At 53.3% G+C, this 26,038-nt stretch carries 20 protein-coding genes; 5 read left to right on the top strand and 15 right to left on the bottom strand.

Annotated features, from left to right (window positions below):
* Positions 1–96: 96 nt before the first annotated feature.
* The 3 genes from rsmA to B1H56_RS12425 all read left to right on the top strand — a co-directional run bounded on the left by rsmA (position 97) and on the right by B1H56_RS12425 (position 3,417).
* Positions 97–939 carry a 16S rRNA (adenine(1518)-N(6)/adenine(1519)-N(6))-dimethyltransferase RsmA gene (rsmA, locus tag B1H56_RS12435; RefSeq protein ID WP_066521038.1) on the top strand — a complete coding sequence of 281 codons (843 nt, stop codon included), beginning with the start codon at positions 97–99 and terminating at the stop codon, positions 937–939.
* A gap of 159 nt (positions 940–1,098) precedes the next feature.
* Positions 1,099–2,682, top strand: a complete 1,584-nt coding sequence (pckA, locus tag B1H56_RS12430) for a phosphoenolpyruvate carboxykinase (ATP) (RefSeq protein WP_187161455.1) — start codon at positions 1,099–1,101, stop codon at positions 2,680–2,682.
* 84 nt (positions 2,683–2,766) lie between these two features.
* Positions 2,767–3,417, top strand: coding sequence for an HAD family hydrolase (locus B1H56_RS12425; RefSeq protein WP_066521034.1), 651 nt, complete (start codon positions 2,767–2,769; stop codon positions 3,415–3,417).
* Between the two features lie 47 nt (positions 3,418–3,464).
* Here B1H56_RS12425 and B1H56_RS12420 read toward each other — a convergent pair whose 3' ends face one another.
* The 3 genes from B1H56_RS12420 to spo0A form a co-directional block, all read right to left on the bottom strand.
* Entirely contained in the window at positions 3,465–4,523 is a 1,059-nt protein-coding gene (locus B1H56_RS12420) for an HAAS signaling domain-containing protein (protein ID WP_066521031.1), read from the bottom strand.
* Positions 4,520–4,867, bottom strand: coding sequence for a PadR family transcriptional regulator (locus tag B1H56_RS12415; protein WP_066521028.1), 348 nt, complete (start codon positions 4,865–4,867; stop codon positions 4,520–4,522). The genes B1H56_RS12420 and B1H56_RS12415 overlap by 4 nt, the downstream gene beginning before the upstream one ends.
* Before the next feature lie 376 nt (positions 4,868–5,243).
* Positions 5,244–6,017: a sporulation transcription factor Spo0A gene (gene spo0A / locus B1H56_RS12410; RefSeq protein WP_066521021.1), complete on the bottom strand. Its 774-nt coding sequence runs from the start codon at positions 6,015–6,017 to the stop codon at positions 5,244–5,246.
* Positions 6,018–6,264: 247 nt separating this feature from the next.
* Between spo0A and B1H56_RS12405 the strand changes: the two genes are divergently transcribed.
* Both B1H56_RS12405 and B1H56_RS12400 read left to right on the top strand, forming a co-directional pair.
* Positions 6,265–7,569: a TrkH family potassium uptake protein gene (locus tag B1H56_RS12405; RefSeq protein WP_243108744.1), complete on the top strand. Its 1,305-nt coding sequence runs from the start codon at positions 6,265–6,267 to the stop codon at positions 7,567–7,569.
* A 16-nt stretch (positions 7,570–7,585) separates the two neighbouring features.
* Positions 7,586–8,251 carry a potassium channel family protein gene (locus B1H56_RS12400; RefSeq protein WP_066521018.1) on the top strand — a complete coding sequence of 222 codons (666 nt, stop codon included), beginning with the start codon at positions 7,586–7,588 and terminating at the stop codon, positions 8,249–8,251.
* Between the two features lie 177 nt (positions 8,252–8,428).
* Here B1H56_RS12400 and B1H56_RS12395 read toward each other — a convergent pair whose 3' ends face one another.
* The 12 genes from B1H56_RS12395 to B1H56_RS12345 all read right to left on the bottom strand — a co-directional run bounded on the left by B1H56_RS12395 (position 8,429) and on the right by B1H56_RS12345 (position 26,034).
* The gene (locus tag B1H56_RS12395) at positions 8,429–9,682 is read right to left on the bottom strand and encodes a hypothetical protein (protein WP_082771081.1); all 1,254 of its coding nucleotides are present in this window, start codon (positions 9,680–9,682) and stop codon (positions 8,429–8,431) included.
* 242 nt (positions 9,683–9,924) lie between these two features.
* Positions 9,925–11,778, bottom strand: coding sequence for a histidine kinase dimerization/phosphoacceptor domain -containing protein (locus B1H56_RS12390; protein WP_066521015.1), 1,854 nt, complete (start codon positions 11,776–11,778; stop codon positions 9,925–9,927).
* Between the two features lies 1 nt (position 11,779).
* Positions 11,780–12,340 carry an ANTAR domain-containing response regulator gene (locus B1H56_RS12385; RefSeq protein WP_207667491.1) on the bottom strand — a complete coding sequence of 187 codons (561 nt, stop codon included), beginning with the start codon at positions 12,338–12,340 and terminating at the stop codon, positions 11,780–11,782.
* 215 nt (positions 12,341–12,555) lie between these two features.
* Entirely contained in the window at positions 12,556–13,587 is a 1,032-nt protein-coding gene (locus tag B1H56_RS12380; RefSeq protein ID WP_066521005.1) for a zinc-binding dehydrogenase, read from the bottom strand.
* A gap of 13 nt (positions 13,588–13,600) precedes the next feature.
* Complete coding sequence (locus B1H56_RS12375; RefSeq protein ID WP_066520998.1) at positions 13,601–14,023, bottom strand: cupin domain-containing protein; 423 nt, start codon at positions 14,021–14,023, stop codon at positions 13,601–13,603.
* A gap of 76 nt (positions 14,024–14,099) precedes the next feature.
* Positions 14,100–15,056: an ABC transporter permease gene (locus tag B1H56_RS12370; protein ID WP_066520995.1), complete on the bottom strand. Its 957-nt coding sequence runs from the start codon at positions 15,054–15,056 to the stop codon at positions 14,100–14,102.
* The gene (locus B1H56_RS12365) at positions 15,019–16,554 is read right to left on the bottom strand and encodes a sugar ABC transporter ATP-binding protein (protein WP_235829092.1); all 1,536 of its coding nucleotides are present in this window, start codon (positions 16,552–16,554) and stop codon (positions 15,019–15,021) included. The genes B1H56_RS12370 and B1H56_RS12365 overlap by 38 nt, the downstream gene beginning before the upstream one ends.
* Before the next feature lie 49 nt (positions 16,555–16,603).
* Positions 16,604–17,926, bottom strand: coding sequence for a substrate-binding domain-containing protein (locus B1H56_RS12360; RefSeq protein WP_066520991.1), 1,323 nt, complete (start codon positions 17,924–17,926; stop codon positions 16,604–16,606).
* Positions 17,927–18,269: 343 nt separating this feature from the next.
* Positions 18,270–19,892 (bottom strand): putative polysaccharide biosynthesis protein, encoded by a 1,623-nt coding sequence (locus B1H56_RS12355; RefSeq protein WP_066520987.1) that lies wholly within the window; start codon positions 19,890–19,892, stop codon positions 18,270–18,272.
* A gap of 142 nt (positions 19,893–20,034) precedes the next feature.
* Positions 20,035–21,897 carry a putative bifunctional diguanylate cyclase/phosphodiesterase gene (locus B1H56_RS12350; protein WP_066520986.1) on the bottom strand — a complete coding sequence of 621 codons (1,863 nt, stop codon included), beginning with the start codon at positions 21,895–21,897 and terminating at the stop codon, positions 20,035–20,037.
* 218 nt (positions 21,898–22,115) lie between these two features.
* Positions 22,116–22,268: a hypothetical protein gene (locus B1H56_RS14665; protein ID WP_156468703.1), complete on the bottom strand. Its 153-nt coding sequence runs from the start codon at positions 22,266–22,268 to the stop codon at positions 22,116–22,118.
* Positions 22,269–22,593: 325 nt separating this feature from the next.
* Positions 22,594–26,034, bottom strand: coding sequence for an MBG domain-containing protein (locus B1H56_RS12345; protein WP_066651166.1), 3,441 nt, complete (start codon positions 26,032–26,034; stop codon positions 22,594–22,596).
* Positions 26,035–26,038: the final 4 nt, after the last annotated feature.

Genomic DNA, 26,038 nt, shown 5'->3' with positions numbered 1-26,038 from the left:
CTGCCCGCCGCTTTTTTATCTTTTTCCTCCGGTACTGTCTGAGGGCCGGAGGCTCTCCCTTCCCGGCAGGGAAGGCACGGCATGAGGTAGCTCTTTATGAATATCACATCCCCGCGCGAGATCACGCGGCTGCTTGCGGAAAACGGACTTTCCCCGCTGAAAAAATTCGGCCAGAATTTTCTGTGCGACGAAAACGTCGTGCAGAAAATCGCGGACTGTATGCATCTTGCCCCCGGGGATTTTGTCCTCGAAATCGGCACCGGCCTCGGCGCGCTCACACGCGCGCTTGGCGCACGCGCGAAAAAGGTGGTCTCCGTGGAGATCGACCGCGGGCTGCTGGCCCTGCACAAAGAAACGCTCGCCGGGCTTACAAACGTTACGGTCCTCGAGGGCGATATCCTGAAATACGACCTTAAGGGCCTGTGTGCGGAGCATTTTGGCGGCGGGCCTTTCCACGTATGCGGCAACCTGCCTTACTACATCACGAGCAGGATCCTCATGCAGGTACTGGAGAGCGGCGCGCCCGTACGTTCTTTGACGGCAATGGTGCAAAAGGAAGTCGCGGGGCGCCTCTCCGCGCGGCCGGGAGACACCGATTACGGTGCGCTCACCGCGTCCTGCCTGTATTTCGCGCAGCCCGAGACGGTATTCACCGTATCGCGCAGCTGCTTTTACCCCGCCCCCGATGTGGATTCCGCAATTATCCGCATGGAGCTTTCTCACCCCACATGCGATGTCCCGCGGGACGGCTATACGGCGGTAGTGCGCGCGGCCTTTTCCATGCGCAGGAAGACCATCTGCAACAACCTCAAAGCACTTGCCGGCGAAGACGCAAAATTAATTTTGAAATCCTGCAAAATCGACCCCAATGCAAGGGCGCAAGAGCTTACTGCCAGTCAATTCTGCGAGATTGCAAAATCAATTTTTCAAAAATTGTAAATAATTTCACAACTTTTTTTATTTTCAGGAAGGATTAAAGGGGTATTTATAGAATACTTATAATATGGGGTACGTTCAAATTGTATCCCTTACCGTCTGCGGACGGTTTGGAAATCGCACAAAATTATTATTTAAAACATATTTTTAGGAGGTACACTGATGGAGACTTACGGTCTGGAAAAACTGGGAATCCTGAATCCCACGGAAGTTCACCGCAACCTTTCCCCCGCTTTGCTGGTAGAAGCGGCCTTGAGAAGGGGCGAGGGCGTATTGAGCGACAAGGGCGCCCTTACGGTAACGACAGGAAAATATACGGGACGTTCGCCCAAGGACAAATTCATTGTCGACACTCCCGGCGTTCATGACGATATCGCCTGGGGCAGCGTAAACGTACCGATCACCAAAGAAAAATTTGATGCGATCAAAAACAAGCTGGCCGCTTATCTGCAGAACCGCGAGATCTTTATTTTTGACGGATTTGCGGGCGCGGACCCGGCGTGCACAAAAAAATTCCGCATCGTAAACGAGCTGGCCAGCGAGAACCTGTTCATTCACCAGCTGCTGATCCGTCCGACGGAGGAACAGCTCGCTTCCTATGGAGACGCTGATTTTACGATCATTGCCGCGCCCGGATTTAAGTGCATTCCTGAGGAAGACGGCGTGAACAGCGAAGCCGCCATCATGATCGACTATGAGGCGAAGCTCGTTGTGATCGCAGGCTCCCAGTATGCGGGCGAGATCAAAAAGAGCGTATTTTCCGTCATGAACTTCCTGATGCCCAAGGAAAATGTGCTGCCGATGCACTGCTCGGCGAACATGGACCCCGAGACGGGCGACACGGCGGTATTCTTCGGCCTTTCCGGTACGGGTAAGACGACGCTGTCGGCCGACCCGAACCGCAAGCTGATCGGCGACGACGAGCACGGCTGGTCCGAACACGGCATCTTCAACTTTGAAGGAGGCTGCTATGCAAAAACCATCAACCTCGATCCTGAGGGGGAGCCGGAAATCTATAACGCGATCCGTTTCGGCGCACTGATGGAAAACGTGGTTCTCGACCCCGAAACGCGCACGCCCGATTTTAACGACGGCAGCCTCACGGAAAACACCCGTGTGGGCTATCCGGTAAACTTCATCTCCAACGCGGCGATCCCGGGCGTCGGCGACGTTCCGAAGGTCATCATCTTCCTGACGGCGGACGCGTTCGGCGTACTTCCGCCCATCAGCCGTCTTGATGAGAACGCGGCGATGTACCACTTTGTAACGGGCTTCACGTCCAAGCTGGCGGGCACGGAACGCGGCGTCACCGAGCCGCAGCCGACATTCTCCACCTGCTTCGGCGCTCCGTTTATGCCGATGGATCCTTCCGTTTACGCAGAAATGCTGGGTGAGAAGATCGCAAAATACAACACGAAGGTATATCTTGTAAATACCGGCTGGTCCGGCGGCCCTTACGGCGTGGGCAGCCGCATGAAGCTGAAATTCACGCGTGCGATGATTACCGCTGCGCTGAACGGCACGCTCGAAAATGCAGAATATAGGCATGACGAGGTGTTTAATGTGGACGTGCCGCAGAGCTGCCCGGAGGTTCCGGATAAGATTATGAATCCGCGCGACACATGGGAAGACAAAGCGGCTTACGACGAATCCGCGAAGAAGCTGGCAAAAATGTTTGAGGACAACTTCTCAAAGAAGTATCCGAACATGCCCAAGCACATTGTGGATGCAGGCCCGAAGGGCTGAACCGCAGCTCAGTGATACCAAATGCAGTGGGAAGGCTTCCCACTGCATTTTTATATCGGGCATAAACGTAAACAGGAGGATGGCATGAGACTTCCAGGATTTAAAGGCGCAATTTTCGATCTCGACGGAACGCTCCTCGATTCCATGTATGTCTGGACGGACGTCAACAGGGAATTCCTCAGGAAACGAAAGCTTTCCGCGCCCGTGGGATATGTGGAGGCCATTACGCCCATGTTTTCAAACGACGCGGCCAGCTACGCCATTTCCACCCTTGGCCTTGGGGACGAGCCGGAGGCGCTGATCGCCGAATGGAACGAGATGGCGCTTGCCATTTACGCAAATGAGGTAAAGCTGAAGGACGGCGCGGACGAATACCTGCGGCGGCTGAAGGAGGACGGCGTGAAGATGGGCGTGGCGACCGCGCTTACTTCTGACCTGTACGAACCGGTCCTCAGGCATAACGGCATTTACGAATTTTTTGATGCGTTCGTTTCGTCCCACGAACCGGGACGCAGCAAAGCGTTTCCGGACGTATACCTTTTGGCTGCGGAGCGCATTGGCGTAAGCCCTGCGGATTGTGTGGTATTCGAGGATATCCGCACCGGCGTTCTCGGCGCAAAAGCGGGGGGATTCACCACCTGCGGCGTATACGAGCCGTGGTCCTTCGGCGAACAGGACGGACTTGCGGAGGCGGCGGATTATTACATCCGCAGCTTTGTGGAGCTGCTTTCGTAAACGGATCAAAAAAGCCGTGCGGCGCACGGCTTTTTTACTTTTATAACTTATTTTCCGTAACGGATCCCCTTGTATAGGGACAATGCGCTGTCCAGCACGAACGCAAAAATCAGGATGCAGCCGAAGAACTGTGTGAAGCAGCCCCAGAACATATTAAGCTGCGGAGCCGCCTCCGCAAAATTCGCATTTACTGCCGCCGCCTGGCTGACCAGATCGGGATTCCAGATATGCGGATCAAAGAATACGATGCACGCGAGTCCAAGCGCCGCCATATTGAGGATGACGGTCACAATTCCAAGCCACAGCGTATGACGTCCCACGGCAACGCGCAGCGCCTCGCGGATAATTCCCAGCGCAAAGCAGACGTTGAACAGCGGCAGCATGGTTTTCAGCACCCCGAGGTTGAACAGCGGCACAAAGTGCAGCGAGCCGTCCGGCCCTGTGAGCCAGATGCTCATTAGGTACGGTACAAAATTGAACAGGATAACCACCGCCACCGTGAACACAATTCCAGCGATGGAATCTCCCTTTTTAAGCATCGCCTTTTCCGCCGGAACCGGCTTATCCGCAAGGTCTTCCGGCTTCCACGCGCCCGCCGTGGCTTCCCTGATATCAATCTTCACGGAGCAGCGCTCGATGACCGCAAAGATGATCGTTACCCACGCAAACCCCTGAACGAGCCCAAGGATCACATTGCCGGCTGCGCCTGCGATACCAGATGCAACCATCGTGACCACATCTCCTATGTATCCGGCTACAGGCGTTTCGTATCCCCATACCACACCCTGCACGATCGCCGCGACGACCATTCCCAACGTGACGGCAATCAGCACAATTTTCAGCACAAACCAATACTGCTCGAAATAGGCCGGACCAATGAGGTATTTTTTATCGTCCCTGTATTTCCCGGCGAGAACGGAGGGCGCCCCAAGCTCACGCAAGGCATCTGCCGCGTTTTCCTGCCGCGTTTTCCCGTTTTTCCCGCGTTCCTCCAGCATATCGTCGATCAGGCTCCGTAGCTCCCTGCCCGTATCGTCCCGCTGCTTCGCGGGCAGGCGGCGGACCACCTCATAGATATAACGTTCTATCATTTCCTGCGTCGTCATTTTTCTTTCCCTCCGTCCAGTATCCGCCCGATCGCTTCCGTCATTTCCTGCCACTGGATGCGCAGCCGCCCATATACTTCCCGCCCGGCGGGCGTAACCGCATAATATTTTCGCGGCTTGGCACCCTCCGTTTCCCATTCGCTCGTAAGAAGCCCCTGCTTTTCCAGCCGCCTCAGCAACGGATACAGCGTGCCCGCCTCGGTGGGCATCCCGGCCCCGCACAGGCGCTGAACCAGGGAATATCCATACTGCGGCTGCATAAGCTGTGAAAGAACGCACATAACGATCGTTCCCCGCCGCAGTTCCTGCGACAGCCCATTCAAGATTTCTTCCGGTGTTTCCATTGCGTATTCCTCCAATAGTGTGTGACATACACTATGGCCGTATTATACTGTATATCGCACACTATTGTCAAGCACATACTATAAAGGCTTCGGAAATATTTTCCGAAGCCTTCCCATTTTGTATAAGCGGCGCATATTCATAAAGCAAAAACGTATGAAAAATCTATTTTTTTCCAGGCGGCGGTTCTCCCCGGCCTTTCGCTTTATTCATGAAGCTTACGCATTATTCACCGCTGTTTATCCACGTTATCCACCGGTCTTTCCGCTTTTCGCCCGGAAAAGCCTATTTCAGGACAGACTTATCCACAAACTTATCCACGTTATCCACAATTATTCATTTTGTGAAACATTTCCGTGAAACATTGTCCATGCATAATTATTCATCATTCCCGCTGAGGATCTTATCGGCAATAAGGGCGATTAATTCCCCGTTGGTGGGTTTTTGCTTGTTTACGCTGGGCGGGAAACCGAGGACCTCCTGCAGGTGGCGCATCCTGTCCCGGTCATACATCACTTCCACCGTATGCCGGATCGCGAGTTCTACCTTTGTGGTCGTCACGCCGTACGTCTGCGCGATCTTCGGATACAGTTCCTTGGTAATGCTGTAGATAATCATGCGGTCCTGCGCGGTGAGCTTCACGGCCTCTTTGAGGTATTGATAACCCTTGAGGTGCGGGGGCACCCCCATGCGCAGGAACAGGTCCGTGATACGCTGGTCGAGGCTGGCCGCCCCTCTGACCGATTCGCCCTCCCCGGTTTCTTCCTCTTCGCGCAGGCGCAGCACATCCCATATCCGCCGATACAGCACATCCTTACGGTAAGGCTTAATCATATAATATTTCGCCCCCATATGGAATGATTTCTTAATTACATCTTCGCTGCTAATCGCAGATACGATGATCGTATCCGGTGCATTCTTCATTTTTTCCGCCGCCTGTTCCAGGAAACTGAAACCGTCCGACCCGGGCATGACCAGGTCGACGACCGCGATGTCGTAGGAGCACAGCGAGCAATACTCCATTGCCTCGCGCACCGAGCAGGCGCAGTCTACCTTATGGATATCTCTCTGCTGCGCGAGAAAATGCTCCATTTCGTGCGCCGTTTGCGTATCGTCGTCTATCAGCAATACATCGATTGCCTCTTTTAGCATTTCTCTTCACCCTTTCTCCGGCCTTGCATCGGGCCTATTTATAACATATATTCATGAAAGCTGAAAAATATTCCATATATTATAAATTTTTTCACAATTTTTTATTGCTTCTTTGGAATTCGGTGTACATTTGCGGGAAAGGGTGTATAATGGTACAGAGATTTGGTGCGAGGTATTCAAATTGCGCATTCTGAAACGGAAAAGACCGTTGAATCCCGCCGAAATACTGGTGTTTGGTTTTGGCGGAATGATAGTCATAGGCACCATCCTTTTGTGCCTGCCGGCAGCTTCTTCCACGGGAGAATCGGTAGGCTTTTTGTCTGCATTTTTTTCGGCTACATCCGCCGTATGCGTCACCGGGCTTTCGGTGCTTGAGATCGGCACGGCGTTTTCCCTGTTTGGGCAGATGGTCATGCTCATCCTGATCCAGCTCGGCGGGATTGGCTTTATGACGGCGACCTCTATGGTATATATGCTGATTGGGCGGCGCATTACGCTAAAGGACCGGATCGTCATCAAGGATTCCCTGGGCGAGACCCATTTGCAGGGCGTCGTGCGGATGACGCGCAGCGTGCTGATTGTGACGGCGGCAGCCGAGGCCGCGGGCATCCTGCTCCTCTCCCTTCGCTTCATCCCGGAATACGGGGCCGCGCGCGGCTTTTACTACAGTGTTTTCCATTCGATCTCATCCTTCTGTAATGCGGGATTCGACGTGTTCGGGCTTGGGAACAGCCTCGTCTCTTATGCATACGACCCGCTCGTTACCATCACAATTATGTCGCTCATTACCGTCGGCGGGCTGGGGTTTTTTGTGGTGGTGGAGCTTTACCGCAAAACACTTCTCGGGCACAAATACCACCTGAAGCTGCATACGAAAATCGTTTTGATTACCTCCGGTGTGCTGGTGCTGGCGGGATTTTTGTTTTTTCTGGCCTTCGAGTGGAATAATCCCCGCACGCTCGGCGCGGAAGGGCTTTCCACCGGCGACAAGGTGCTGGGTGCGATGTTCCAATCCGTAACGCCGCGTACTGCGGGCTATGCGACCATCCCCCAGGGGGACCTGATGCCCGCATCCAAGATTGCGACGACGGCGCTCATGTTCATCGGCGCGTCCCCATCGGGTACCGGCGGCGGTATCAAGACTACGACCGCAGTGATGCTGCTTTTCCTGGTGGCGACCATCGTGACCGGCAAGAAGGACACCGTTGTAATGAAGCGCCGCATGAGTAAGGACGTAATGATGCGCGCCATTACCATCGCCACCATTGCGTTTGTATTCGTCGGCTTTATTACGATGCTGCTTTGCATTGTCGAACAGTCGCATCTCGCGGCGTCCGACCTTTTGTTCGAGACGGTCTCGGCCTTCGCGACGGTCGGGCTTTCCACAGGAATTACGCACGCGCTTTCCCCCATGAGCCAGATACTGATTATCATTACGATGTTTGCGGGCAGAGTGGGCGTGTTTACCGTATCTATGGCAGTGGCCAAACGCATGAGCAAACAGGACGTAAGCAATATACGTTATCCCGAAGAGCGGGTAATGATCGGATAATGACAGGAGAATGAGCATGAAAAAACAATATGTGGTAATCGGGCTCGGGCGGTTTGGCACGAGCGTCGCAAAGACACTCGTAGACCAGGGCGCGGATGTGCTGGTGATCGACTCAAGCGAGGAAAAAGTGGATCAGGCGATTAATTTCGCGACGCATGCCGTGCAGGCGGACGCGACGGACGAGCAGGCGCTGAAATCCCTCGGCATCCGCAACTTCGACGTGGCCTGCGTTTGCCTCGGCGAGATCCAATCGAGCATCATGGCGGCGCTTATTTGCAAGGAGCAGGGAATCGACCTTGTGCTGGTGAAAGCGCAGAGCGAGGTGCACGCGAAGGTGCTGTACAAGATGGGCGTAGATAAGGTGGTATTCCCCGAGCGGGATATGGGCATCCGCGTGGCGCACAACCTGATCTCTTCCAATATCCTTGACTTCATTGAGCTTTCGGACGATTATGGGATCGCCGAAATCGAGGCGCTGCCCGTATGGGTGGGGAAAACGCTGATCGATCTTGATTTCCGCAAAAAATACGGCGTAAACATCATTGCCATTAAGGGCCCTGAAAACGCCATCAATGTGAGCCCGCTGCCCGGCGATGTAATCGCGGACGGCGACGTCCTGGTGGTGATCGGGGAAGAGGAAAGCATCAGCAGGCTCGAGCAGCGCGGCGAAAAGCAGCGTTGAATTCCCCCCGGAAGCGGCCTTTATTCCGGAATTCCGGACAGGTTTCGGGCAAAGCCGGAGCCGCAGCGCCAGGAGCGGCGCTGTCTTTCCGGGCCATACCAATAAAAGGAAATAACAAAAAGCGGCATTTGCCGCTTTTTGCTTTCAGGGAGTTATGTATATGGACGAATCGCCGCTTTATTTTGTCCTGCCGATGGTGGTATTGTCTTTTTTGCGGTCCTTCAGTCCCGGAACCGGATTTTCTTTCTTCTCGTCGCGGTAGTCCTCGCCGTCCTTGCTGCTTTTCTGGTGGTCCGCGATCACGACGTGGCTTTGCACGCCGCGTATATTCGAGCCGTTGACCTTCTCCTGGTAGGTGAAGAATTCATGGTCTTCGGGCAGGTCGTGGATGCTGACGAAATCTTCCTTGTCCGCGGTGAGCTCGACCTGGTTTGCAAGCACATCGCGCACATAGTCCTTGGTGTCGTGGAATTTCAGCAATTCGGGGAATTCGCCCGAATTCAATACCTGCTGCCATTCCTTGCCTTCATATTTTTCGAGCAGTTCCGCCGCTTTGTGAAGGTGGGAAATTTCCTGCATCAGGTGGCGCTCCCAGATTTTCTTGATATTTGCGTCCACTTCGTCCTCATAAAACGAATCGTACAGGTAACATTCCGTATATTCATGCAGCAGCAGGTTTTCAAGCCACGTGCAGTTCGGGTCCATCAGGCCGCCGTACTGCGTGACATGCTGCTCCTCCACCATACCGATTTCAAGATACAGCTTTCGTCCCGGATCGGTGGGGTAGGTATTGCCGATGTTCATATAGAAATTCATGGTTTGCTGCTCGCCCGCAGTGATAATCAGCGTATGGAGCTTGGTGCGGTCGTCCGCCGTCTTGAAATCCGCAAAACGCTTGACCGATTCAAACGGATAGCGGTGGTGCGCGACCGTCGGTCTGCCGGGTGTGATGTCCACATAGCCCTTCACCAGCTTATGCGCGGGGATATTCATATCCATATCGAGCAGGTTCGAGTAGCGGTACAGATGGTCAAAATCCTCGAGGAGCGCAAAATCCATGCACTGCTTCACATATTCGTCCGGCTCGTGCTGCGCCAGCCACGCCGTGAGGTCCACGGCAAGGTGTTCGTAACCGATGGTAGTCTCGAGCTGCGTTTCGTCGCCGGGCGAAAGCCAGTTAATGGTTTTCTGCTGCATCTGCTCCTGGCGGCGGCAGGCCGCGATCTCGCGGCGCAGTTCGTTGTCCGCACAGTTCCGGTGGAACTGCTGGCCGAACATAACCGCCTCGGTTTCAATCCCGTTCATCAGGATTACGCGGCATTTCGTGTAGGGGTCCGCATCATTTTTGGAATATGGTTTTTGGTAAAGCTCTTTCCAGCCAAGGAAGCCTTCGTCCATTGCCATTGGTTTTTCTTTAAAAGGGTTCATCATTTTTTGTGTTCCTCCTGTAAATTATGGTCTTTTCTTTTTAACCATTCGGTTTTACGGGAAACACAACGCAAAGAATTTTAATGTTTTCGGGACTTGCCTCCCGATACAAAAACACGCCCAAAAGCGCCTGCCTGCGCGGAATCGCCGGGTGACATTAAAATATTGGATAGGAAGGAGCAGCGCCGCGCATATGGCGCGCAGTTTGCGCGAATCCTGTGCTGAACCGCCTGCCGGGGGCTTCGTTATTTGCCGTGGCCGCCCCCGTCATAAATAATATGCTTGGGGAAAACAATATCTACGGTGGTGCCGTGGTCGACACGGTATTCGATTTTTCCTTTGAAATCCCCGGAGACGATCGATTCCACAATCGATATCCCAAGCCCTCCTTTTCGGTGCAGCTTCTGTTCGTCGGCGCCTTTTCCGTTGTCAATAACCGACATCCGGATTTCCTCATCCCCGTCCCGGCACACTACCCTGACGATTCCTTCCCCGCTGGAACCAAACGCATGTTTGACACAATTGTTAATCAGCTCGTTAATCACAAGCGCGGCGGAAGCCGCTTTGTTATAAGGCATGAAGGCGTCGTCCAGTTCCAGTACAAGGCTGATTCTCGGCGTTTTATATAATTTGACAATCTCTGTAATGATTTTCCGCAGGTTGACGATGCTGCTCTTCATTTTTTCATTGGACAACATATCGTGGACCGCGGCAATGCTCTTGATGCGGTAAATCGTTGTATCGATGGCGTCGCTCCATTCCGCCTCCTTGCTTTTGCGGAGGTTGTTCTTCTGCATGTAAAGCAGGCTGATAATAATCTGGAGATTATTTTTGATGCGGTGGTGGCTTTCCTGGAGCAGCGCGGACCTTCCCATCAGCCTTGAGTTTTCGATTGCCAGCACAATTTCGTTTTTCATGGTCGCAATATACATCAGGTCTTTTTCCGTATACATATAATACTTATCGTAGGAGACCTGTATCAGCCCGACAACTTTTGCCTTATGGATAATGGGCACGCCCATCAGCGACTTCGTATCGTTTTCCTCTTCAAAGTAATTTTTTCTTTCCTCATGCGTACAATTGGCAAAAAAGAACTTGTTTGTATCGCATTTTGCCAGCCGCTCGACAAAATCCGATTTCAGGCGGTATTTCTTTCCGGCGATATCGTCGTTGTTGATCGTATCGATAATATTATTCGCCATCTCGTCTATAATGTAAATGACGCAGTGCTTCGCCTGTATATGCTTTGCAAGGTTATCCGCGATAAATACGAGTACGTCCCGCAATTCATAGCTCGAGGTGAGAATCTCCGTTCCTTTGAAAATTGCATCGATCATTTCATGGATTTCCTCGTGCTGGTTTTCCTCCACCATGAAATTTTCCCATCCGGACATCAGGCACATGGTTTTTGTCGGGTCTTTTTTCACTTCCTCCGCAAGATAGGTGCCGGATATCCTTCCTTTCGAAAGGAAGGATATCCGGTCGGAAAGCTTGAATATATCCTCGAATTTGGACGTGACATATAAAAAGCTCTTTCCCTCTCCCTGCATTTTGGAAATGATTTGCTGGAATTTCAGGTAGTAGGCATAATCCATATAATCCAAGGTTTCGTGCAGGACAATCGTGCTTTTGGAACAAAGGTAAAGCCGCAGCAGCTCGATAATATTTTTTTGTTCGTGCGTAAGCATATCGACCTTGGTTTCCGCGTCGATATGGATATCAAAATGGTCCAGGAGCTTCTGGCACAGCTTTACGTATTTCTTTTTATTGAGCAGGAAAAAAGGACGGCTGATTAAATATAAATTATGGACGATGGAAAGGTTATCGTAGAGCGTATTTTCATGCCGGATATGGTCGATTTCCTTTGTCCACTTTCCAATATCTCCCGCGTCATACTCTTTTTCCCCGATAATAATATTTCCGCTGATGTTGCTGTTCCCGCCTTCAAGGATATCCACAAAATCCGACACATCCGTTGCCGTCGTGCCGATTACGGTATGGACTTCGCCTTCCCGCAGGTCAAAATCAATGTGGTCTATAATTTGTTTTTGGAACCGGACGGCCGACAGGTTCCTGATCCTGAAATTGTATTTTTCCATACTATTTTAAAATCTGCTCCGAGACAATGATGTCCTTTGCCACCCGCGCAAGCTTTTTATTGGTATTCCTGCTCTTTTTCTGCATCGTTTTCATTGCCTGTTCTTCCGTCAGCCCAAACCGGTCCATCAGGATTCCCTTTGCCTTTTCAACATATTTCCTGTCCTCGAGCGCCCCTTTCACATCCTTTAGGTTGCAAAGGACGTTTTTGAATTCCTCGAACCTGCGCTGCGTAATTTTAATGGTGGAATATAGCTCGTGGATATCGATCGGCTTAATCAGATAGCCGAAAACGCCGACTTCATTGGCACGGTCGATCAGTTCCGGGTCCGAATAGCCGGTAATCACAATGACCGGGACAAGCCGGGCTTCCACAATTTTTTCAATGGCGGAAATTCCATCCATTTCGGGCATATTGATATCCATGATGACCATATCGGGTTCAAGGCGCAGCACCTCCGCCACCGCCGTTTTTCCGTCGGTGGCGCAGCCGATTACATCATATCCCATATCCAGCAATTCGGACTTGATCCAATTCAAAATAATGCTTTCATCTTCTGCCAAATAAATTCTTAAAGCTCTCTCTTTATCCATAATTTCACCCTTGTACAACCTGAAAAAAATGGCCGGACGGCCGGATTGTGTTGTTTATTCAATTATAACATATTGTTTTCGGACTTCGAATTAAAATAAAGACGGCACGCCGGGGACGGGATAACAATGGTAAAAGCGCCTTTTCAAAAAAGGCGCTTTTACCCCGACCTAAGTAGAAAGGACCCCTATTCGTCCCAGACAAATACAACCTTCTGCGCGCCGTGGGAATCAAACACCCGGTAGGCTTCCTCCGCGTCTTCGATTCCATATTTGTGCGTGGCAAGCTTTTCGATTGGAACATTGTTTTCCAGGACAAAATCCACAATTTCTCCCCAATCGTTCTTATTGAACACCCAGCATCCCAGGATCGTCAGCCGTTTATGGATTACCTGCGCGCTCGGATCAAACGTGCAGCTTGAATTTTCGCCGATGATTCCCACCCGGCCAAGCGGGCGTACAACATTAAGGGCGGTATTTGCGCCGACCTCGTTTCCCGTGCATTCAATGGCGATATCCGCGCCGCGTCCGTGGGTGATTTCCAGCACCCGCTTTTCGACGTCTTCCTCTTTTGGATTTATGGCATAGTCCGCGCCGATTCCGCGCGCAAAATCAAGCCGGCCCGAATCCACGTCCACAATGATGACCTTGCCGCCAAACGCTTTGGCCATCATCACACCGCCGCAGCCCATGGGGCCCGCGCCCACGATGACGACGTATTTCCCGCCTTTGACGTCCAGGTTCCGGCACGCCGTATAAAGGCCGCCGCCCACATCCGTCAGCAGCGACGCGGCGACAAACGACATTTCGTCCGGTATTTTCAGGCAATTTGCGCCGGGCAGCACGATGTAGTCCGCGTGCGCGCCGTCGCGCTGGAAGCCGATGCAGCCAAACTGTTTGCACAGCATCTCATCCCCGCGGAGGCAATATTCGCATTCCCCGCACCCGACAAACATGAACAAGCCGACCCGGTCGCCCGGTTTTACGTTTGTGACCTTGTCCCCGACCTTTTCAACGATCCCGCACGGTTCATGCCCGGGGGTGAAATTCGTGTTTGCGCTGTCGTCGTCAAAGCATGTGGTACCGTGATACCTGTAAAGGTCGCTCCGGCAAAGCGCAGTCGCTTTCAGGCGTACGAGCGCATCGTTCGGCCCGACTTCCGGAACCGGAGTCTCGACAACCTCTATTTTTTCCTGTCCTACGATTTTAACCGCTTTCATTGCTTCCCCTCCGCTATTTTTCGGTCTTTACGTCATAATACCCGCTGTCGGGAATACTGTGCGCGCAAGTATAGACAAATACAAATTCCGCTTCCTCTTCAAACGGGTTATTAACCCAGTGGGTCACATTTGGGGGCGTATAGGTAGACGAGCCTTCCGTACAGATTTCCTCTACATCGTTGCCGTTTTCGTCCACATAGCCGCTGGTCACTTGTCCGCGGATGACGTAAATGATTTCCGCGGAGCGCGTGTGGCCGTGGCGGCCGTGCATGGAATGCGGCGGGAATACGCAATGCCCGAAAACGCAGTGATGCTCGTTTTCTTCCACCGTATCGCCCGTAATCATATACTGGATTTCAAAACCGGGCATGAGCGCCGTTACCTCCGGGTCCTCCGGAAATTCCCTGTAGTTCCACATCCGTTTTTTCTCTTTCATTGTCTTTTCCTCCTTTAATTGTTTTATTTGGTTAGGTATGCACGGGAGCGGGCCATATTGCCCGAATCCGGCATGCTTATCTCTTCTGGAGCTTATTTGTGACCGCAATCGCAAGGATAATGATGATCCCTTTGAGGATCATCTGCACGCTTGAATCAAACCCGCAAAGCAGCAGCGCGTTATTGAGCATCCCCATAAGGATCGCCCCCACAAGCGCCCCCACCATGGAGCCGGTCCCGCCCGATAGGCTTGCCCCTCCGAGGATTACGGCCGCAATGACCGACATTTCGTCCCCGTCGCCAAAGGTATAGCGGGCCGCCTGCATCCTGCCCGTGTATAATATGCCGGCAACCGCGGCGCACGCGCCGCTGATCATCATAATCAGTATTTTATAGCGGTCTACCTTGATTCCGGTAAATTTCGCGGCTGTTTCATTCCCGCCGATTGCAAGCGTCCTGACCCCGAACGAGGTGCGGTTCAGGACAATATAGCCTACGATCACAAACGCCGCCGTCCAGAAAATGAGCACCGGGACCGGGCCTACGTCCCCGCCGCCAAAGATGTAGTTAAACGCCGGGTTATTGGTCGGTACGGCCTGCGTATTCGTAACCCACATTGCTACGCCCTTGATAACGCCCATCATGCACATTGTCGCGAGAAACGCGGGTAGCTTGGCAAACGTAATCAGGAAGCCGTTGGCCCAGCCGACTCCCACGCCGACCGCAAGCCCGCCGACGATGCTCAGGGGGATATTTCCCGTATTTGTAAGGATCAGCGCCGTAATCAGCGAGGAAAGCGGCACGATGGAGCTGACGGAAAGGTCGATCATGCCCGCGCCGATCACGAACACGCCGCCCACCGCCATAATGCTGATTGTCGCCGTCTGCCGTATGATATTGAGGACGTTGCTTCCCGAAAGGAAGGTGGTCCCAAGGATCGCGCTGAAAATAATGAACATTACGGCAAAAATGATATAGACAATATATTTATTCCAATTAAACGACTTTTTGAGACTTGTACTGCTGGATTTCATTTTGAATTACCTCCTCGTTCTCGATCTCCTTGCCCGAAAGCTCCGCGCAAATTTTGCCCCGGTTCAGGATAAAAATCCTGTCGCATGCCGCAACCAGCTCCGATATTTCCGATGAAACAAATATTGCCGCGTTTCCCCCTGCTACGTATCCCCTGATAAAATCGATAAATTCGGTTTTCGCGCCAATATCAACCCCTATGGTCGGTTCGTCGAACATCACCAGTTTAGGCTGGGTGGAAAGCCATTTTGCGAATACAACCTTTTGCTGGTTTCCGCCGGACAGCTGGGAGATCATCTTGTGCACGCTGTCGGTTTTTATATTGTATTTTTGAACGTTTTCTTCAACAAGCGACCTGATTTTCGTACGGTCGAGCAATGCTTTTTTCCTGAGCCGGTCGAGAGACGGCAGGATCATGTTGGTTTCAAGCGAATGTCCGAGCACAAGCCCTTCCTCCCGCCTGTTTTCCGGAACGAGCGCCATCCCCGCGCCGATTGAAGCATCCACCCTGTTAAGGGGGACCTGCCTGCCATCGACCAGGATTTCACCGGACTCGGTATGCCGCAGGCCGAATATTCCTTCCAGTATTTCCGTCCTGCCGCTGTTCATAAGGCCCGCAAATCCTACGACCTCGCCTTCATAAACCTTGAAATCAATATTCCGCACCCATGAATTTACGGTAAGTCCTTTTATCTCGAGCACGCAGCGGTCATACCTGATATTTTCATAATTCACATTCGGTTTCAGGTCTTTTGCGTGTTCATCCAGCATATATTTAATGATCTCGGAAACGGTAAGCACTTCTGCCTGTTCCGTGATGATGCGCTGTCCATCCCGAAGGATTGTTACCTTATCCGCAATTTTCAGTATTTCATTCATCCTGTGCGATATATACACGATTGCCACGCCCTGCTCCTTCAGCTTCCTTACGATGCGGAACAGCGTTTCTACCTCTGTTTCCGAGAGCGAGGAGGTGGGTTCATCCATCACCAGGATTTTTGTTTCTTCCGAAAGCGCCTTTGCGATTTCTATGAGCTGCTGTTCCGCAACGCTTAAGGTTCCGACGATTGTTGCAGGGCTGATTTCAACGCCAAGGCTGTCGAGGATTTCCGCGGCTTTCCTGTTCATCTTCTTTAAGTCCAGCAGCCTTCCCCTGTTGCTGATTTCATGGTTCAGGAAAATATTCTGTGCGACGGTTATGGTGGGCACCAGGCTTAATTCCTGAAAAATCATCCTGACGCCATTTTTTGTGGCTTCGCTGTAATCCTTAAACCAAAGGGGCTTTCCATCGAGCTCCAGCGTTCCCGAATCATGCGTGTATACGCCTGTAATAATCTTCATCAACGTGCTTTTTCCTGCTCCGTTCCCGCCGACAAGCGCGTGTACCTCGCCTTCGTCTACCGAGAAATCCACATTATCGAGCACGGTAACTCCATTGAATGCTTTTGTAATATGGTTTGCTTTTAATAAGGGCGTTCCCATTCCAGTCTTCACCTCCATTTTTGACTTTAGCGCCCGCCTTTGCGGGCGCTAAAGCCATGCAGTTAAATTACATCAGTTGCTGCAGCCAATCCGGAAGGGTATCGATCTGATAGAAAAGCTGATACGCATCCTTCAGGGACGCCGAATTTTCGCTGCCCTCTTTTGTAACGCCGAGGGCGGGAACCGTTACGTATTCGGGCGCATCCTTCCCAAGCAGGCCATAGCATGCGAGAAGCGCTTCCGTGCAGCCCTGGTCGTAGGGCCGCTGTGTGGAGATCGTGTTAATGATGCCGTCCCCGGCCGTCATGGAAGCGGTGGTGGTGCCCAGGCCCACGCAGTTTACGACCAGGTCGTCCCTGCCGACGGCCGACGCGGACGAAGCGATATATTCCGCGGGGACATCCCAGCTTCCGAAGATACCGTCGATATCCGGATATTGCGCGAGCATTGCGTCCGCTACCTCGCCGGAGAGCGTCGCATCCGCAAAGCCCATCTCCGTAACGATTTCAATATTGGGATATTTCAGCTTCATCCGGTCTACAAACCCGGCGCAATCGCGTGTCGTTACAAAGAAATCCGCGTCGTAATAGATCACCCCGACGGTTCCCTCGTAATTAAGCTCCCTGGCCATCAGGTCGGCGCAGATCATCCCGCAGCCATACCGGTCGGCGGCCACGATGGAGACATAATCCTTCCCGGCCGTCATATTGCTCGGGCAGTTGTCCATAAACACCAGCTTCACCCCCGCGTCGGCGGCCTTCTGGTATGCGACGGCCGTAGACGTTTCATCGACGGGGATACTGATGATAATATCCGGATTGAGCTCGAGGACGTTTTCAATATCCGATACCTGCTGTTCCGCGGAGAAACCGGCGTCCGTTACGGCCACAACCTCTATGCCGAGGTCTGCAAACGTTTCCTCGATTCCCTTGCGCTGCATTACGTACCAGTCGTCCGTCGTATAGTGGAAGCAGATCGCCGCTTTATAGTTTCCGCTCCTGATTTGCTCCTTTTCCTCATCCGTCAGCGCTATTTCCGTCCAGGGGGTTGAGACCTCGCCTTTCGGCCCTTTCCCGACGACGACCGTCGACTCCGCCGTGCCAAACTGGTCGCCGTCTTCTCCGGCCGTCATAACCTGGCTTTCTACGGGACCGTCCCAGCCTTCAATTCCGGAAACGTCGCCTACGTCTGCCGAAGTGAGGATCGCCGGCGAGCTTTCGGTCCCGGCTTCCGCCGTATCCGTCGCGGCGGGCGTTTCTGTCTCCGCGCCCTGCCCGGCGGCGACACTTTCCGTTGCGGCGGGCGCACCGCCCCCGGCGCATGCGGTAAGCATAAAGGCGGCGAGCACAAAGCATACCAACATTGTCAAAAATCTTTTCCTTCTGTCCATAATATTTCTCTCCTTTTATTTTTTTGGGGAAGGCCTCCCCGAAACTGTTCTTTTTTAATTTACGAAAAAACGGATATCCTGTATTCCCGGCATATTAACATTCCGCCTATGGGCGTCTCTTCCGGCAGTTGTTGTTATAAAACGAATTTTGTAAAGCTTAGATTGTTGCAATAAAAAAAGTGCCCTTGTAAAAACAAAGGCACTCATAACCATGTTCGGTGATCCGAATCATCAACCATGAACGATCCGGACTCTATTCGATTAACTACAGTATAACATATCGTATTTTTTTGTCAAGAATTAACCCGGAAAATATTTATGCGGGCCGGTTCTTCCCGGCAAACTACCGCCATACATGGATTTTTTTCAGGACTCTCGTCAGCTTTTTCCCGCCGCGAATCTGTTCCAGCTCGCGCTCGTTTACCGCTTTCACAAGCACCAGCATGAAGAAATAAACCAGCAGCCCTACGACCGCGCATACGATCACGCCGACCGCATTGGAATACGGCGCGATCAGCGAATACACCAAATAGGCGACTGCCGCCATCACCGCCGTCGCGGCAATGGGCTTTAAGAGGTGTTCCCCCCATTTGATCCGCACGCCCGTATATTTTCGCACGTACAAATAGTTCATGACCGCGGCAATCACATAGCACATCACCGTTCCGATGACCGCGCCGTAGATGTTGATCTGCGGAATACTCATCAAGAACAGGCTCAGCCCAACCTTGACCACCGCGCCGACCGCAAGGGCGATGGGCGGCAGGTTTTGCTTGCCGATGCCCTGCAAAACGCCCGTCATGGTCTGCATGAAGGGCAGGAATACCGCGACCGAGCACATTGTCATCAAAAGCCCTGTCGCGAGCGCATGCTGTTCGGGCGTGGAGCTCGGATACAAAAACGAAAAAATCGGCGAGGCAAAAATGAAAAACGCGGCCGTCACGGGTACGCCTTCCAAAAACGCAAACTTGATGCCGTGCAGCACGTTCGCCCTGACGCGCTCATTGTCCTTTAGCTTGATCGCTTCGCTGATCGCGGGGACGACGCTCATTTGCAGCGCCTGCGAGACGATGGCCGCCAGGTTGATGATCGTGATAACGCCGCCCGAAAGCGTTCCATACATGCTGCGCACGGCGGTATCCGCATAGCCGATGGAGAACAGGCTGCGCGGGATGATGACGGAGTCCACGAAAGAGACGATGGGCATGACCAGCCCCGCCACCGTGATTGGCAGCGCAAGCACGAGGACCTTGCCCAGCAGCGGCTTTACTTCCGCCCATGAAAGGCGGTGTTTATAGGCCGCCATCATATCCGTCGTCATTTGCCTTTTTTGCCTGCCATACGCGCCCATCGTATACAAAAGCGCGGCGGCTTCGGAAATCGATATTCCCAAAAGCGCGCCCATCGCGCCCAGTTCCATGCGTCCCGTCCACTTCAGGAGGAAATACGCGAGCGCGAGCCCCGCGCCCACCTTGACGAACTGCTCGATGATCTGCGAAAGCGCGGTCGGCTTCATGTTCTGGAGACCTTGGAAATAGCCGCGGTACGCGCACATTACGGAAACAAAGAACAGCGCGGGCGCAAGCGCCATCAGCGAATATTGCCCGCCCGGAAGCGCCTGGAGCCGCGTGATCGGCCCCGCGAGGCAGAACATGGCCACGGACGTGATCACGCCGACGAGCACCAAAAAAGCGCGCGACGTTTTAAAAACGGCGTACGCCCCTTTATAATCCCCGGTGGTAACACGCTCGGAAACGAGCTTTGAAATCGCGATGGGAAGCCCCACCGTAGAAATGATGAGCAGGGCCGAATAGACCGGGAACGCCTGCTGGTAATAGCTCATCCCCTCGAGCGAGATGAAATCCGCAAGGACAATCCTGTAAAGCGCGCCGACGATTTTGACAATCACGCCGGCCGCGCCGAGGATCAATGTGCTTTTAATCAGGCTTTTCGTCGTATTGGACATACAAAACTCCAATCAAAATTCAATGTAATAGGCATGCCGGGCAAAAAGCAAACGCTCTTCCCCGGCATGCCTATTATTATACCACATCCTGTGAAAATGAAAAGACAGGGAATTTTTTATTTGCCGCTTGCGGCACGGCACGTCATTGCGGAGGGGATCCCTGTCCGGCGATCAGCGCTTCAAACTCCGCGATGGGCATGGGGCGGTAAAAATAAAAACCCTGGACGCAATCGCACCCTTCCTTCCGCAGGAAATCCACCTGCTCCTTGTATTCCACGCCCTCGGCGACCGTTTTGATCTGCAGGGCACGCGCGATCGATATAATTCCCTTGAGCACGGTGTAGGTCCGGCTCTTTTCCGATTTGGCCCGGAAGAAAACCGCATCCAGCTTCAGGACGTCAATCGACAGGTCCTTTAATATTCCAAGGGAGGAATAGCCCGTTCCAAAATCATCCAGCGAGCAAAGGAAGCCGTGCCTGCGCATATGCTCTACATTCTGTATCATATAATCCTGGTTTTCAAAGGCGACCGATTCCGTGAATTCAATTTCCATCAGGCCGTCCGGGATTTTATAGCGGTCCTTGATTTTTGCATAGGTGGACACAAAATCCGAGTTGTAAAACTGGATACGGGAGACGTTTACCGAGATGGGAAGCACTTTAAGGCCGGCCGCAATGCGGTCGTGCAGCCAGATACAAATTTTTTCAAACACATACTGGTCGAGTGCGCCGATCATCTGGTGCTGCTCGAAAATAGGGATAAACGCATTTGGCGGCAGGACTCCCCTGCCGGGCATATCCCAGCGCACAAGCGCCTCCGCACGCTCGACCCGGCCGCTTTTGAGGCCCACCTTTGGCTGCAGGTACACCAGGAATTCGTTTTTTTGGAGCGCATCCTGCATCCTGCTTTTGATGGTTACTTCCTTGATCATCTTCTCCCGGATGCTCTCGTTATAAAACGCATAATGCCTTCCGCCCGAGGAGTTTTTAACTGTTTTCTGCGCAAAATTCGCCCGGTCCAGCAGGGTCGCCATATCGCGCATGTCCCCGACGTCCTCCACGCAGCAGATTCCGTATACCAGGGTAATCATATATTTATTTTTGAGCGCGGTTGTCTGCTCGGTCAGGACGTGGGCGATCCGCTCCTGCCGGCGGATGAGGTCGTCCTTTTCCCCATAGCGGTACAAGGCGGCAAACTGGTCTGCCGCGTTTCTGCCAAACACTTCGTTTTCCCGGAGGCCGCCCATCGCCAACCCGGCATAGGACCGCAGGATATCGTCGCCGTACTCATAGCCAAAAACGTCGTTGACATATTTGAAATTTTCAAAATCAATATAAACAACGGCAAACTTTTCGCCCGGATTACGCTCCATGATCCCCGCCGCTTCCTGTTTGAATTTTTCCATGATATACGCGCCCGTGAGCTCGTCCCGGAACGCCAGGTTTTCCAGCGTCTCGTTCTTGCGCTTGAGCGCCAGCATCTTTTTGACGTACACCACGACCACAACCGTACAGGCGGCGATACAGGCGATCGTCAGCACTAAAATCAGCCCGGACAGGTCCGCAGTCTGCCGGCCGGAATAATCCTCGATCGCAAATACGGTATCGTTGGCAATCTGGAACAGCTCCTCGCTTTCGTCAATAAGCGCGGCGGTATTTCCTCCATTCCTTACATTCCCTATTTCGTCCTTGACGATGTTCCACTGGCCGGAAAGGGCCGAGAGGTATTTCCGGTAGGCCGTATCCTGCGGGATCACAAGGCCGTACCGTCCCTTCCCCGTCTCAAGCTCGGCCAATATCCCGTCGATATATTCGATCAGTTCGTCGCTGGGCATATGGTTCGTTTCCAGTTTGACTTCCCGCTGCGAAGCCCCGCGCACAATGCCGACATAATTAATCAAACGCCCGTAATTGCCGATGTCCGACACCAGCTTTACCGCAGACAGGCTGATTACGACAAGCATAATGCAAAGGACGAGAATCCAAAATTTTGCAAATTTTTTCATGCCGCCTACCCTTCCGTTATTTCTATCATTATACCATACTTTACCTGATCCGTATTTTTTATGGCCAAAAAGGAGCAGCCATAAAAAACTGCAAACGGGCCATGATCCAATAAAAAATCCACCGGTCCAGCCCGTCCGGTAGATTTCATATCGCAGGAGCAATTATTTTACGGCAAGCATATTGTTCATAAAGGAGTACGGCGGCATCTCCCGGCTCCTTATGCGCGGCCGCTCTTTTCTTCCTTTACTTCTCCGTCCGGCCAAACATACACGATGGCGTGGCATTTGGGGCATATATAGACCTGCGTTGCGTTAGAAGCTTGTTTTGATATTCTTGCATACATCACTGTGCCGCATTTCTTACATTCCATGATATTCCCTCCACAAAGAGATATTATATCACAGTTTGCAGCCATTTGTAGTCTTATTCCATTGATTTTTGCATTTTCTCTCCGGCAGGCAGGCCGGTCAAAAACCGCTTTCCCCAGCTGTTTTTAACCAGCCAAAGGCCCGGAAGCAATACCGGACGGTATGGAGCGGGCGCAGGCCCAAAGCGTCCCTGTCAACCGCAGCGGGGCCGCTTTGCCGCCGGCCTCCCCGTCCCGTATGCCGGGAGAACCGAGGCGGCTAAAAAAAGGGCTGTACCGGTTTTATCCGGACAGCCCCTGTTTTATTTTTCTCTGTCAGTTTCTCTGTTTACACACGCTCCGCACGAATTCCGCCTTCCGGTTCTTCATCTTCCTTATCCTTGCGGCTCTTTTTCGTGAAGACCGCCACCACGACCTGCACAACTGCGATTACCGCCATCAGCAGCGTCCATTTGTCCGTCCACACCATTGGATTCCAGATGTTTTCCGTCAGGATAAAGGCAATGATAGCAGCCACCGCCGGGATGATGCTCAGCAGCCTTACGATCCCTTTGCGCTTCAGCTTGCCTTGCTCTTCGCCCTCTTCACCGCGCGCCGTATGGAGCTGCGCTCCTTCGCCCTCTTCGGCCTCGTTCTTCTTCCTGCCGATGAAGTAGCCCGCAAGCAGCACGATCATGATGATCCCTGTCGCAATCGCGAGCAGCAGATTCAAGAGCGCCCATGACGCCTGCCCGATCCCGCCCGCGAGAGGCGTCTGGTTGTCGTCGATGGTAACTGGCTCCTGCTCCGCACTGCCGCCGTCTCCGTTGTTGCCGTCCTCACTGCCCGCAAGCGGCGTCTGGTTGTCCGGCACCGTGACCGTATCTTCCGCCGCAGGCGGCGTACCGCCTGTCGTTCCTGACGCTGCGGGCGTACCCGGCGCTGCGGGCGCTGCGGGCGCTGTGGGCGTTGTGGGCGTTTCCGGAGGCGTCGGGGCTGCCGGTGTGGGATCGGCCGGAGCCGCCGTAATGGTCAACACCGCATCCACCGTCTTTACGCTATAGTTCGGGTTACTGCCCGGCGCAACGCGGATGGCGTATGTCCCCGCCGCTTCGCCCGCGTCGCGGCCCAGCGTATACTGGAGCGTATCGCTGCCGACAAGGCCGCTCACTACTGCCGTCAGAGCCGGATCGGCGTCTCCCGCCGTTTTCGTCTTGTTCTCCGCCGTAACGGTGACGGGCTTCGGCGTTACCGTAAGGACGCCTTCCGCAAAGCTGATCTCGTAATTATCGGAAGTAAGGCCGCCGGGGGTGACCGCATAGCTGTCAACCGGGGACAGCGTATCCGCTGCGCAATCGAACGCGAGCGTGCCCAAAAGCACCGCTCCGCTCTCGCCGTTCACCAGCCCGCTATAGGAGACGGTAAACTGCGGATTTTCCTGTCCGTATACTTTCGCCATATCTTCCGCCGTGACCGTAAGGTCCGCCTTTTTGACGGCCACGGTTACCCGCGCTACCGCCGGGTTATAATTCGGAGCCTCTGCCCTGACATAGACGGGATAATCTCCCGCGTTCGTAAACTGCGGCATAGCGGGCGAATAGTTCTCGCCGTCGATGCTGTAGGTAATGGCTGCGTTTTCCACGGAAGGCGCTGCTTTTGTGATCCCGCCGTGGCTGATACCGTCATATGTTCCACTGTATGCTTCCGCATCCAGCGTGAGCGCCGTGCTGTACGTTATGGTCAGCGTGCCGTTTGCATAGCTTACATTATAATTCTTTGTTGCCGCCGCGCCCGAGGGCACGATATCGTACGGGCCGACCGGCGAGGCCGCGCCTGCCGCGCAGTCGAGCGTCACCGCAAGGCCGACGCCCTCTACCGTATCCGTACCCTTAAGGCCGGACTGGGTGAAGCTGAACGCCGGATTTTCCTTCCCGTATTCCCGGTAAGCGTCGTTTGCCGTGATTGTCAGGCCTGCTTTGCCGATGGCCAGCGTGCCCGTAACATACGTAATCTTATATTGATCGGTCACGTCCCTGCCGTTCGCGTCTTTGACGACCGCATTTTTCTGCGTGAACGCCACGGTGTAGGTTCCGGCATCCGTGCCGCTTCCCTGCGCCTCGACGCCTGTGACGGTAAGGCCTTCCGGCACGCCGGAATATCCGCTGACTGTCTGACGGGAGCCATTATAGGTTTTGCTGTCGTCACTGTTTGCCGTCAACGTAATTTCCGTTTTTTCTGCAAACTGCGCGGTATAGACCGCGGTTTTTGTTACAGCGGAAGGCAGTGACGGAGTCCATCCCGCAAAATAATATTCTTCGTCCGGAACAGGCGCCGGTTCTGTAACCGCCTGATTCCACGGAGTATTGTACTTGATATCCGTGAATACCGTCTGCATTCCCTGCGCGAGACTTCCGCCCTCTCCCGCTTCAAACGTCACCGTATAAGTCTGTATCTGCCACACCGCATACAATTTAACCGCACTGGTTCCCACCTGATAGGTCCCGCCGAGGCTGTAGGAGACTCCCTTGCCGTCCGCCCTTGTGTTCCACCCTGCGAGCGTGTATCCGGTCCGCGTAAAGGTCCCGCTGCCCAAAAGTGTCGCAGCCTTATTTTGTACAACCGACTGTCCGGTGGACCGACCCGAAGTATCGTTCGCATAATAGGTGATGCTGGTCAGCTCGACTGGTTTTTCATTTGTCAGAACCTTAAAGGCACGTACGCCGCCCTCGCCCTGATGCGCTGCCCAGAATGCAGAATAATGGAATTCACGGAAGCAGCCCTGCGCCTTTGCGCTTGCAATCGCATTTGAAAAATTGTAACCGCCCAGCGATTTGGGCGCTTTATCAATATCTACGTTGATTTCTGCCTGCTGGCCTGCCGTATACGAAATTCCCTGATACGTATGCCCTTCGTCTATCCTGACAAAAAACATGATGCCGCTGATTTCGCTTTTGGTGAAACCGATCCGCTCGCCGCTCCCTATCGTTTGCAGGCTTTCTCCATTTTTGCTGTAGTACACGGTTACGCCGGCATCCGCCTCGGTATCGTTACGGAAGTAAAAGAGTTCCGAGGGAGAGGGCGTGGCTGACCCGAATACCGCATAGAAGGTCACATTGCCGTTTCCCATAATGTAGGTTTCGCCGCCCGTATAGAACCGGCCCGACGCGACCAACCGCCGGTATTGCTCGGATGTATTGACTATTTTGTCATTCTTACTCGTACTCCAGCCAAGAAAAGTATGCTTGCCGCTTTGGTCGTGCGCAGCCTTGTCGCCGTCCAGCACAGTCACTTTAGCGCCCGGCGCATAGGTCCTGGAATCGCTGGGCGCGGTAAAGTATCCGTTTGAATCATAGGTTACCGTATAATTCCGGTTCAAGGGCCCTCCCCTTCCCAGCAGGCTCATCGCCGCCGGTACTTCTTCTTGGATAACATCCTGCGTTTTTGTCTGTTCCGCGGACGGTTCCGCGCTTGCCGAAGCGGATGGTTCCGCGCTTGCCGAAGCGGATGGTTCCGCGCTTGCCGAAGCGGATGGTTCCGCGCTTGCCGAAGCGGACGGTTCCGCGCTTGCCGAAGCGGACGGCTCCGCGCTTGCCGAAGCGGACGGCTCCGCGCTTGCCGAAGCGGACGGCTCTACGTTCAGTTCCGTATTTGCCGCCGAATCGGCAGCGCCTGTCCCCTGCTCGCCATCCATTGCAAATGCCGAGATATTAAGCGCCGAAACGAAAAATGCGACCACCAGTGCGATGACCAGCATCTTTTTCAGATTCACTTTATATTTTCTTACCTTCATTGCT

Origin of the sequence: Christensenella minuta, from assembly GCF_003628755.1 — a bacterium.
Taxonomy (GTDB): Bacteria; Bacillota; Clostridia; order Christensenellales; family Christensenellaceae; genus Christensenella; species Christensenella minuta.
The sequence above is the reverse complement of the archived record's forward strand: the minus strand, read 5'-3'. Positions and strand labels throughout refer to the sequence as shown.

What these genes read in the sequence shown, in the direction of transcription:
- rsmA (WP_066521038.1), top strand. Translation starts at nt 97, where the DNA reads ATGAATATCACATCCCCGCGCGAGATCACGCGGCTGCTTGCGGAAAAC.
- pckA (WP_187161455.1), top strand. Translation starts at nt 1,099, where the DNA reads ATGGAGACTTACGGTCTGGAAAAACTGGGAATCCTGAATCCCACGGAA.
- B1H56_RS12425 (WP_066521034.1), top strand. Translation starts at nt 2,767, where the DNA reads ATGAGACTTCCAGGATTTAAAGGCGCAATTTTCGATCTCGACGGAACG.
- B1H56_RS12420 (WP_066521031.1), bottom strand. Translation starts at nt 4,523, where the DNA reads ATGACGACGCAGGAAATGATAGAACGTTATATCTATGAGGTGGTCCGC.
- B1H56_RS12415 (WP_066521028.1), bottom strand. Translation starts at nt 4,867, where the DNA reads ATGGAAACACCGGAAGAAATCTTGAATGGGCTGTCGCAGGAACTGCGG.
- spo0A (WP_066521021.1), bottom strand. Translation starts at nt 6,017, where the DNA reads ATGCTAAAAGAGGCAATCGATGTATTGCTGATAGACGACGATACGCAA.
- B1H56_RS12405 (WP_243108744.1), top strand. Translation starts at nt 6,265, where the DNA reads ATGATAGTCATAGGCACCATCCTTTTGTGCCTGCCGGCAGCTTCTTCC.
- B1H56_RS12400 (WP_066521018.1), top strand. Translation starts at nt 7,586, where the DNA reads ATGAAAAAACAATATGTGGTAATCGGGCTCGGGCGGTTTGGCACGAGC.
- B1H56_RS12395 (WP_082771081.1), bottom strand. Translation starts at nt 9,682, where the DNA reads ATGATGAACCCTTTTAAAGAAAAACCAATGGCAATGGACGAAGGCTTC.
- B1H56_RS12390 (WP_066521015.1), bottom strand. Translation starts at nt 11,778, where the DNA reads ATGGAAAAATACAATTTCAGGATCAGGAACCTGTCGGCCGTCCGGTTC.
- B1H56_RS12380 (WP_066521005.1), bottom strand. Translation starts at nt 13,587, where the DNA reads ATGAAAGCGGTTAAAATCGTAGGACAGGAAAAAATAGAGGTTGTCGAG.
- B1H56_RS12375 (WP_066520998.1), bottom strand. Translation starts at nt 14,023, where the DNA reads ATGAAAGAGAAAAAACGGATGTGGAACTACAGGGAATTTCCGGAGGAC.
- B1H56_RS12370 (WP_066520995.1), bottom strand. Translation starts at nt 15,056, where the DNA reads ATGAAATCCAGCAGTACAAGTCTCAAAAAGTCGTTTAATTGGAATAAA.
- B1H56_RS12365 (WP_235829092.1), bottom strand. Translation starts at nt 16,554, where the DNA reads ATGGAGGTGAAGACTGGAATGGGAACGCCCTTATTAAAAGCAAACCAT.
- B1H56_RS12360 (WP_066520991.1), bottom strand. Translation starts at nt 17,926, where the DNA reads ATGGACAGAAGGAAAAGATTTTTGACAATGTTGGTATGCTTTGTGCTC.
- B1H56_RS12355 (WP_066520987.1), bottom strand. Translation starts at nt 19,892, where the DNA reads ATGTCCAATACGACGAAAAGCCTGATTAAAAGCACATTGATCCTCGGC.
- B1H56_RS12350 (WP_066520986.1), bottom strand. Translation starts at nt 21,897, where the DNA reads ATGAAAAAATTTGCAAAATTTTGGATTCTCGTCCTTTGCATTATGCTT.
- B1H56_RS14665 (WP_156468703.1), bottom strand. Translation starts at nt 22,268, where the DNA reads ATGGAATGTAAGAAATGCGGCACAGTGATGTATGCAAGAATATCAAAA.
- B1H56_RS12345 (WP_066651166.1), bottom strand. Translation starts at nt 26,034, where the DNA reads ATGAAGGTAAGAAAATATAAAGTGAATCTGAAAAAGATGCTGGTCATC.